We start from the raw sequence: 9,398 nt of genomic DNA on the forward strand, positions 1-9,398 counted from the left end.
GGTTGGACTCGAAATAAGCCAGTTGATTGTGGCGAGAACGAACAGCTTTCTAGATGACCAAATTTGCTTGGCGACCATAGCGCTTTGGACCCACCTGATTCCATGCCGAACTCAGTAGTGAAACGAAGCAGCGCCGATGGTAGTGTGGGGTCTCCCCATGTGAGAGTAGGACATCGCCAGGCTCTCATTGCTTATCTTGTTGATAGCTCGATGCTTTTGATATCTGCGATGCTCATGTATTGGCATACACTGCGCGTCTCGATTCAAAATCCTCATCGCATCAAACAAGATAATCTAATTAGAGCTTAGTATTAGGCTTTAGTTAGCAAAAATTTAAGCATCAAAGCAGATATGTGTAAGACTTTGATAAGTAGAAATACGAAGCCCTGACCTAACGGTCGGGGCTTTTTTGTATTTGAGAGGTATACCAGTGCTGTAGCCTTGCGTCATCACATCCCCGCCAAACCGACATCATTTAATGTTAAATACGTGTAAGCCCTAAGCATTAGCCTAATGATTTAGGCTGTTTTGTTATGATCGGCGCCAGTACGTTCAACTCAAATCTATATCTTATTGATAAATATATTGTGATCCAATAAAGCCCCGTTTTGTGAACGGGGCTTTTTCTTTTCTATACTTTGTCTTTTCTATATTGCGTGATGGCTCGATTAGTCAATCTTACTGATTCGGCTTACACGTTCACCCGAAACGGTGCGCAGCTGCACAGGAGTGCTCACGTGAGGAGTGTTTGCCGCATCATAGGTTTGCCAGCTTGCGCCATTATCGGTTGAGTACTCAATGGCGAGTCCTGGGAACGGTGAATTCGCTTTTAGTTCGCCATTCTCTATCATCCCACCAGGAACAGGCAAACGGAAGCCAATGCCTTGTTGTTCCAATTGCGGGAACCAGTAGTTTGCTAACTGATTGGCAAAGAGGTTGTAATCCACTTTTCGCTGCGTTTGATTCGCCTCTTTCTCGTTTTGTGTGTTCGCTTCCCAATCAGCACGGTGCCAAGCACGTTCTGCCATGGCAAAGAGGCGAGGGAAGGTCATTGATTCAAACTGGCCATCGGAGCGAATGGTTTCACTCCAAACCGATGCTTGCAAACCGAGTACGTTTTCTGGACGCGTGAGCGTTTTCACTGTTGCGGCCTCGATGACCTCTTTTTTAGTAATTGGTGCGCCATTGCGTTTTGTGTTGGCATTAGCGTAGAGATCATCAGGCATAAAGCTAAACGTTTTACGGGTATCAGTAAAACGCGGTGCCCAATAGTAGCCACGCTCACTCGGATCTGGCTCGTAGGGATGGTCAAAATAGAGGTGTGTGGCTTGGTTATAGATAACGCTATAACCACTGTTAGCGAGGTTATAAGCTCGGTCGGCAACCCCCCATTCCCAGATATTTTGCCATGCATTGCCATATACCTGTTGATTGGTAAGTTGTGATCGTGGATAGACCTGATTAGTGTGCATTAAGCCGTCTTCCCAACCACCGAGATCCAGCTGATAGCGTTGGGCAATGTGTGAGATACGTTCGACAAAGTACTGACTTAAATCATCGACACTACTTACGCCTGTATCATTATTCGTTATAAAGGACTGACAAATGGGCGAGTCGGTCCATGCACCTGCGATTTCGTCACCACCAAAGTGGAATGTGCTGAGTGGCTGAACATCACGATGCGCATCAACTAAAGCGGAGACAACAGTATCGGCAAAGCGGTAGCTCGATTCCATACAAACATTGATGGCATTATCGGTGAACATTTGCACGGAAAGATACTGAGTATCGTCCTCAAAATCAGTCAGTAAATATTCCTTTGCTTTGGCTTCATCGCCTTGTGCCATGTACTTGTGATATCGCGCTTCCATCGCTTTGATGGCGGCGTGTGCGTGACCAGGCATGTCTACCTCAGGGATCACGGTAATATTGAGTGCATCCGCCTTACGCAAGATGGCTTGATAATCTTCCGTGGTGTAATACCCGTCTGATGCTTCTGTGCCGTCCGGTCCTGCGCCTAAGAAGGGCAATACACAGCGGGTTTCTGATAGATCATGACAGCGCTTGCTACCGACTTCGGCCAGCTCAGGGAGGGCTGGGATCTCAATGCGCCACGCTTCATCATCGCTGAGACGCAAGTGGAGTTTATTAAGCTTTAGTGCGGCCATCTGATCGAGTAATTTAAAAATGGTTTCTTTACTGCGAAAGTTGCGTGCCGCATCAACAGAAAGGCCTCGATAGGCAAATCGGGGCGCATCGGTCAGCGTCACCGCCTTGATGCTGTCGCCTGATTTGAGTTGTAGTAAACTTTGCGCGGCGTATAAGGCACCCGCCTCATCGGGAGCACCAATCTCAATACGTTGCTGATCAGGCTGGACATCTAAACGATAGGCCTCATGCCATTGATCGCTGCCCTTGAGCGTCACTTTTTCCCAGCCAACATAGATAACGTTTTGGTTCGTCGGAACCCAGTCGCTCGCTGAGATGCCAAGCTGATCGGCAAGCCACTTTGCTTGTGCTTGATAACCATTGTCATACACCACAGTCCAATCGCTGTTAATCGTGACATGGCCTTCTTTCTCAACGCGACTGGCCGGTGTTGGCAGTATTTTTCCTTGGACTTCTTCCTGTGAAAGGTCGGCGTTGCGCTCGTATCGTTGCTGCGCGGAAAAGGGGTCATAGTGATCGATCAGTGCACCACCATAGCGTTTCCACTGTGCAGGGGAGTTAAATTCACCCACAAAGGTGAGTTCGTCATCCGGCTTGGTGGGCACCTGGCCATTTTTGTGGTTACTGGTACTGGCGATTAACGCGGTATGAGTGCCAGTTTCATCGTCTGACGTCAAATACCAGTTCGGCATAATATCGGATTTCGCTACTTGCCAATCAGAGGCATTAAAGCCAACCACTAATTGGTCACCGGGCGCAAGCGGAACAAAGGCATCAGTGGGTTCGAGTTTAAACAGATCGCCGTTAACATGAGAAACTTTAAGCTGATCAGTGTCGATCGATTTGATCATGCGGATATGACTGAAATAAATCGCCCAGCCAGCTTTGGGGAGTGTCTTGGCGCTTTGGTTAGTAAAGGCGACTTTGCCGGTGAAAGAGCGCCAGTCATCTTGCGTATTATCAATCACTTGGTATTGAACATCGAGACCATTACCTAGTGCATTAAGTTGAGATGAGGGCATTGCCCAAGCGGTGCTACATAAAGATGCACCGATCAATAGACCCAAAGCTGTTGGTTTTTGCATGCTATTCTCCAAACTTATTTTTCATTGTAAAAATAGTTAAAGAGACACTAGAGGATAGCGACAAAGAAGCCTAGTAATCTTATCGGCGAAGGTGTGTTTATGTCTTAGGACTCAAACTTATTCATGCGGTGAGCATAATGTTTACATTAAACTAGCGAGCAAGATCGCAGCAAGCAATCATGTGCTGCTGCGATACAAATTAACGGGGTAGTAGACAGCGCAACGCCAGTTGACTATCGACTAATTTGATACCGACGGCCAGCATCTCGTCACAGGCAGAGGATACGGTTTTAGCATTAATCCCTCGGCAAGCGGCAAGGTTAACGACAACGTCGAAACGACCCCGTTTTTTCAGTTGGATAGCGGTTGTTTTGACGCAGTAATCGGTTGCCAGCCCGCCCACTATTACTGTTTCGACATCTTGGCTATGCAGCCACTCAATTAATCCAGTACTGAGCTTTTCTTCAATATCATGAAAGCAAGCACCATACGGATGAAGATCGGGCTCGATGCCTTTCCAAACCACATAATGATATTCGGTCACTGCTGGCAATGCGTCAATCGTCTCAAACCCTTTCGTTCCGGGAACCGCGTGTTGCACCCAAGTCAGATCGGCGTTTTTATGCGGCAAAGGCTGGAGCATGTCAGCGGGGTCGTCGACCACCCAAATGGCGTTAGCAGGATGCGCATCTTTGGTCAAAACACGTACGTCAGCCAACGTTGCCTGCTCGTTGAGTGCCGGTCCGATGGTATCGCCTTCGGGGACGGGTAATTCGTCAGGACATAACGGCGTAAACGTGCGCTGTGCATCAACGTCAATGGCAGCTATTTTGGCCTGTTTCATTGCGGTTATCCCCTAAAGTATCTGATTGAGTATATGATCGGCCTTAACCCGCTTTATCCGTTTAAGTAGGCGTTTGACTGGCGCAGGATAATCCTCCATTTTTTCTATCTGCTTATAACTGCCGACCAGCTGTGTATGAGCCAAGATCGTATCTACCTCTTGCTGCTTCTGCGCCTCTAATTGCTGATGCTTATCATGAATCAAGATGGCGTTTTCTAAGTCTAGCTTCCAGGCGCGCGGATTGAGGTTATTTCCCGTTAACAGCATATACTGGCGATCGACCCAAATGCCTTTCAAATGGAAGCTGTTGTCATCATGTTTCCAGATATGGATATTTAACTGACGTTTTGCAATCGCTGCTTCGTTGCGACGGGCAAAGTTGCGTAAGTTGACTTCATACAAATAAGGCAGAGCTGAAATCGTCTTAAATGGCGCCTCTGGTGGTGAGTAGAAATCGTTCGCGGTTTTATCTCCCACTATAATCCTCACGCTTACCCCTCGGCGAAGTGCGCGACGGATTTCGCGAACGACACTGCGTGGTGGATTAAAATAGGGCGTGCAAATGACTAATTCATCATGGGCACTGGCAATCAAATGACAGATATAGCGATTGAGCTTATTTTTCCGTTTACCTAACCCGACCATCGGGGTAAGTCCAACTTGGTCTTCACTAATCGGCTCATCTTGATATCGATAGCTGGCCTGCTGTAGCTGACCACGAAACTCACGAATGTTTGGCTTTAGTGCTTTGCTGTTGGGGCGGTCGGGCGAGGTGAGACAGTTGACGGCACTGTCGGCGATTAACGTGTTGACAATAAAGTCTGCCATGGTGTCGGCGAGTACTTTATTGGCGAGCACGTGATAACGGTCATAACGGTATCTATCATGTTGCGCTAAATAGACATCGTTTAAGCTGGCGCCGCTGTATATAACGGTGTTATCAAATACGAATCCTTTTAAGTGCAAAACGCCGAAGACTTCGCGGTTTCTAACTGGCACACCCAAGACCTCTATCTTATGTGGGTAGCGCTCTGCATAAGCTCGATATAGTCCTGCATTACCGTCCGACTGTTCAGCACCAATTAACCCTCGCTGTGCGCGATGCCAGTCGACTAATACTTTGATATCGAGGGCAGGGTTAGCTTGCTTTGCTTCGTAAAGCGCATCCAGAATGCTTCGTCCTGCTTCGTCGTCTTGTAAGTACAGAGCCACCAGATAAATACGTGATGTTGCTTTTTTAATTTCGCTAAGGAGCCGTTCTCTAAATGAGACCGCGTCTAATAAGGTTTCGAGATTTTCTGGCTGGTGCGCAATGGTGGGCAAGCGATCAATAAGCTGCCGGTTTGCGTTCGCTGAATCCATTATTACCTCTTTTTGTTCGACGGCCAGAGTCGAGCATTGATACTAAACCCTGAATGATACCAGAAATTGCGTCAAGCTACGGATCACCGCGCAATGGCTTTGTTGCTAATGTCACGCTTTGGGTGAGTATTCCATCGCCACTAAATCTTTGCCACTTTGACAATAACGGTGCAGGCGTGCAGCCAGATCATCGGGTAATACGTGATGATCGACAGGCGTAAAACCATGCTGCGCATACAAGGTAGTCAGTGGACGGAAAGCTAAGCAAAAGCTAGGACGTTGACACAGTGTTTCTTGCACTGCGTCGAGTAAACGATGACTTAAACCTGTTCCTCGCAGATCAGGGTGTAGCAACATGCCTGTGAGTAACTGATACTCGAGACGTTGCTGAAAGCGTACCGCGCCACATAGTCCACTCGGGCCATCAATGACCCAAATACGTTCATCTTTCTTGGGTTTTCCGGGAGGATAGTGTGTTTTGTAGAACCGCGCTACCAGTGGGAACCGCAAGGGCTCTAGCGGGTGAATGTGATAATTATCCATAGCCTAATAGATGCGCAATACGAGCAGGACAGGTAGTATACCCATCAATGAGTTTTCTAACAGCGTAATGCAACGATGAAGTGGTTATCTGATGTGTCTTTGACACCCCATCATACGTTTGGTTTGCCCGCGCGCGCCCAAGCGATTGTAGAAGCACATTGTGTGCAAGACTTACAAGAGATTTGGCAAGCGTCTGATTATCACAACTCACCGAAGTTAGTGGTTGGTGAAGGCAGCAACCTGCTTTTTTGCCAAGACTTTGAGGGAGTGGTGGTCCTTAACCGCCTAAAGGGGATCACGATCGATAACCACGCTGACCATTACCTATTACATGTTGGCGCCGGTGAGCCTTGGCATGCGTTTGTTGCCTGGAGTATTGATAATGCGATGCCTGGGCTTGAGAACCTGGCATTAATTCCCGGCTGTGTGGGGGCGGCACCGATTCAAAATATTGGTGCCTATGGTGTCGAATTTGCGGAGCGTTGCGCTTACGTCGATATCTATCATCCTGACACGGGCAATCAACGTCGTCTGTCTTGCGATGAATGTCAGTTTGGTTACCGCGATTCGATTTTTAAAACCCCCGCCATGCAGGGATGGGTCATTACTCAGGTTGGCTTTCGCTTGGATAAAGCGTGGAAACCGGTACTCAAGTATGGCGCGTTAGCTGAACTGGATTCTCAACAAGCGATCCCCAAAGGCATTTTTGATGCTGTGTGTGCGATTCGGCGCGCTAAATTACCCGATCCTTCTGTGTGCGGTAACGCTGGGAGTTTCTTTAAAAATCCGGTGCTTGATAGCGAGCAAGCGGCAAAGTTAAAGGTTTCTTACCCTGATGTGCCGCTCTTTTCCGCGCCTTTGGGGCAAAAGAAGGTCGCAGCGGGGTGGCTGATTGATCAATGTGGCTTAAAAGGGAAACGCCAAGGCGGCGCACGCGTTCATCCTCAGCAAGCACTGGTTATTACCAATGCCGAGAATGCGATCAGTGATGATGTGATACGTTTAGCTAAGCATGTCGTCTCGCACGTTTATACGCGTTTTGGTGTGAGGCTTGAACACGAAGTGCGCTTGATTGATCAGCAGGGTGAAACAACCTTGGAGGCACAATGAAGAGCGCGCATTCGGCACGTCTCGCCTTGATTACACGTTTATCTGATGGTGAGTTTCACTCTGGCGAAATGCTGGGGGAAGCGCTGGGTATGACGCGTGCGGCGATCAGTAAACACATCAAGGTTCTCCAATCTTGGGGGCTTGATATTTATCGAGTACAGGGCAAAGGCTATTGCTTATCACAACCGATTGAGCTGCTCGATGAAGCTTGGTTAAGTGCCCATACCGATATACCTGCTTTGGCTGTGATCCCAGTGATAGACTCAACCAATCAGCATTTAATGGAAAGAGTGGGGCAGCTCAGTCCTGGTAGTGTGTGCCTGGCCGAGTATCAGCAACAAGGCCGTGGTCGTCGAGGGCGTGCATGGCAATCGCCGTTTGGTAGCAATTTATACCTCTCCATGTATTGGCGATTAGATGCAGGGCCTGCGGCGGCAATGGGGCTCAGCCTTGTCGTCGGAGTAGCAATGACAAAAGCGTTACACGATCTGGGTGCGACAGGTGTCAAAGTAAAATGGCCAAACGACCTCTATTATCAAGACAAAAAGTTGGCGGGTATTTTGGTTGAAATGACCGGGCAAACGGGTGATGCGGCACACATAGTGATTGGTATGGGGCTTAACCTCGGTATGGGGACCCATCTTAACGACAATATTGATCAACCTTGGGCGAAGCTTGCACAGGCGTGTTCACCGATGCCGTCACGTAATACGTTAGCAGCGAACTTGATTGACCGTCTCAAGGCATCGCTTATCGCCTACGAACAGCAAGGTATGGCTAGTATTTTGGCTGATTGGCCACAACTGGATAATTTTATCGGTCGCCCCGTTAAGCTATTAATGGGCGACCGCCAGGTAAAAGGTATTGAGCGCGGTATTGATGAGCATGGCGCCTTATTGCTGGAGGTTGATGGAAACATCACGCCTTACTTGGGAGGGGAAATCTCGTTAAGGCGCGATGATTAGTCCTTATACGAATGCGGACTATTTACGCACGCGAACGCGCTGAACAGAATGGTTCGGGCCCTTTTCTAACACTAAGCTTGCCCGTTCACGGGTTGGCAAAATGTTTTCTAGTAAATTCTTGCCGTTAATATCATTCCAAATGGTGGCTGCTTTCTGTGTCGCTTCTTCGATGGACAAGCGCGTGTAATGGTGGAAATAAGCTTGTGGATCGAGGAATGCCCCGCGCCGAAACTTCATAAAGCGTTCGATGTACCAGTGTTTGAGTAAGTCAGGCTCGGCGTCTACATAAATAGAAAAGTCGAGAAAATCAGAAATAAACACGTGGTGCGGATCGTGTGGATAATCCATGCCACTTTGTAGCACATTCAGCCCCTCTAATATTAAAATATCGGGCTTTTCGACTTTTTGCTCATCCGATGTAATGTCGTAGACAAGGTGAGAATAAACAGGCGCAGTGACACAGTCTTTGCCTGATTTGACGTCAGCGACAAATTCAACCAGCTTGCGCATGTCATACGACTGCGGGAAGCCCTTTTTGTGCATGATGCCGCGCGATTCGAGCTCAGCATTTGGATATAAAAAACCATCAGTGGTGACTAACGCCACTTTAGGGTGATCCGGCCACCGGGTTAGAAGCGCTTTTAGGAGCCTTGCCGTCGTGCTTTTCCCAACCGCCACACTGCCTGCAATGCCGATAACGTAAGGCACATGGTTTGACACGGGCTGAGAAAGAAACTCATCAAGTACTTCAGTTCGGCTTTTACGCGCTTTAACATACAGATTGAGTAAGCGCGACAACGGTAGATAGACATCGCGCACTTCATCCATTGATAAATGTTCATTCAAGCCGCGTAAGCGGTCAATGTCATCTTCGGTAAGCGTCATGGGCACTGCATCCCTCAGTTCAGCCCATTGTTGACGGTCGAACGACAAATAAGGCGTTAGCGTTGCGTTCATGATCCATGTGCCTTAAGCCAATAAAGAGAGTGACGATACCGCAAACCAGCGGGAAGGAAAAGCGCTTGCCTATTGTCATCAAGGTGTTGGCTGGTTACTTTCCCAACAATCACACAAAAAAATACCCAAAAGACGCAAAAATCACCCATTTTTTTAAAATTCCCTATTGCACCCCTCAAATCCATGGCATAGAATGCGCAGCACTTGTCGCCGGCTTAGCTCAGTTGGTAGAGCAACTGACTTGTAATCAGTAGGTCGCCAGTTCGATTCCGGCAGCCGGCACCAAAATTTAGGTGGAATTCCCGAGTGGTCAAAGGGATCAGACTGTAAATCTGACGGCTCAGCCTTCGAAGGTTCGAATCC

7 protein-coding genes, 1 tRNA gene and 1 rRNA gene are annotated in these 9,398 nt (G+C 48.2%); 4 read left to right on the forward strand and 5 right to left on the reverse strand.

The window, feature by feature from the left end:
* Positions 1–66 precede the first annotated feature (66 nt).
* Positions 67–182, forward strand: a 5S ribosomal RNA gene (gene rrf / locus HLG76_RS14325).
* Positions 183–668: 486 nt separating this feature from the next.
* On the opposite strand, the gene HLG76_RS14330 is transcribed toward rrf, so the two are convergent.
* The 4 genes from HLG76_RS14330 to HLG76_RS14345 form a co-directional block, all read right to left on the reverse strand.
* The gene (locus HLG76_RS14330) at positions 669–3,254 is read right to left on the reverse strand and encodes a family 20 glycosylhydrolase (protein WP_175993898.1); all 2,586 of its coding nucleotides are present in this window, start codon (positions 3,252–3,254) and stop codon (positions 669–671) included.
* 199 nt (positions 3,255–3,453) lie between these two features.
* Positions 3,454–4,098, reverse strand: coding sequence for an isochorismatase family protein (locus HLG76_RS14335; protein ID WP_021024454.1), 645 nt, complete (start codon positions 4,096–4,098; stop codon positions 3,454–3,456).
* A 12-nt stretch (positions 4,099–4,110) separates the two neighbouring features.
* A complete protein-coding gene (gene pssA, locus HLG76_RS14340; protein WP_021024455.1) occupies positions 4,111–5,460 on the reverse strand; it encodes a CDP-diacylglycerol--serine O-phosphatidyltransferase in 1,350 nt (449 codons plus the stop codon).
* A gap of 111 nt (positions 5,461–5,571) precedes the next feature.
* Entirely contained in the window at positions 5,572–6,003 is a 432-nt protein-coding gene (locus tag HLG76_RS14345; protein ID WP_021024456.1) for a GNAT family N-acetyltransferase, read from the reverse strand.
* Between the two features lie 75 nt (positions 6,004–6,078).
* Here HLG76_RS14345 and murB point away from each other — a divergent pair, with 75 nt between their 5' ends.
* Positions 6,079–7,113 carry a UDP-N-acetylmuramate dehydrogenase gene (murB, locus tag HLG76_RS14350; RefSeq protein WP_175993899.1) on the forward strand — a complete coding sequence of 345 codons (1,035 nt, stop codon included), beginning with the start codon at positions 6,079–6,081 and terminating at the stop codon, positions 7,111–7,113.
* Positions 7,110–8,078, forward strand: coding sequence for a bifunctional biotin--[acetyl-CoA-carboxylase] ligase/biotin operon repressor BirA (gene birA / locus HLG76_RS14355; RefSeq protein ID WP_175993900.1), 969 nt, complete (start codon positions 7,110–7,112; stop codon positions 8,076–8,078). The genes murB and birA overlap by 4 nt, the downstream gene beginning before the upstream one ends.
* Before the next feature lie 18 nt (positions 8,079–8,096).
* Here the strand turns inward: birA and coaA are convergent, their stop codons facing one another.
* Complete coding sequence (gene coaA, locus HLG76_RS14360; protein ID WP_021024459.1) at positions 8,097–9,035, reverse strand: type I pantothenate kinase; 939 nt, start codon at positions 9,033–9,035, stop codon at positions 8,097–8,099.
* A gap of 209 nt (positions 9,036–9,244) precedes the next feature.
* Here coaA and HLG76_RS14365 point away from each other — a divergent pair.
* Positions 9,245–9,320, forward strand: a tRNA-Thr gene (locus tag HLG76_RS14365).
* Positions 9,321–9,398 lie beyond the last annotated feature (78 nt).

The sequence above is a fragment of the Salinivibrio sp. EAGSL genome (genome assembly GCF_013366455.1).
Lineage (GTDB): Bacteria > Pseudomonadota > Gammaproteobacteria > Enterobacterales > Vibrionaceae > Salinivibrio > Salinivibrio costicola.

Bases quoted from the DNA above. Each gene is read 5' to 3' on its own strand.
- HLG76_RS14335 (WP_021024454.1), bottom strand. From the start codon at position 4,098: ATGAAACAGGCCAAAATAGCTGCCATTGACGTTGATGCACAGCGCACG.
- pssA (WP_021024455.1), bottom strand. From the start codon at position 5,460: ATGGATTCAGCGAACGCAAACCGGCAGCTTATTGATCGCTTGCCCACC.
- birA (WP_175993900.1), top strand. From the start codon at position 7,110: ATGAAGAGCGCGCATTCGGCACGTCTCGCCTTGATTACACGTTTATCT.
- murB (WP_175993899.1), top strand. From the start codon at position 6,079: ATGAAGTGGTTATCTGATGTGTCTTTGACACCCCATCATACGTTTGGT.
- HLG76_RS14330 (WP_175993898.1), bottom strand. From the start codon at position 3,254: ATGCAAAAACCAACAGCTTTGGGTCTATTGATCGGTGCATCTTTATGT.
- coaA (WP_021024459.1), bottom strand. From the start codon at position 9,035: ATGAACGCAACGCTAACGCCTTATTTGTCGTTCGACCGTCAACAATGG.
- HLG76_RS14345 (WP_021024456.1), bottom strand. From the start codon at position 6,003: ATGGATAATTATCACATTCACCCGCTAGAGCCCTTGCGGTTCCCACTG.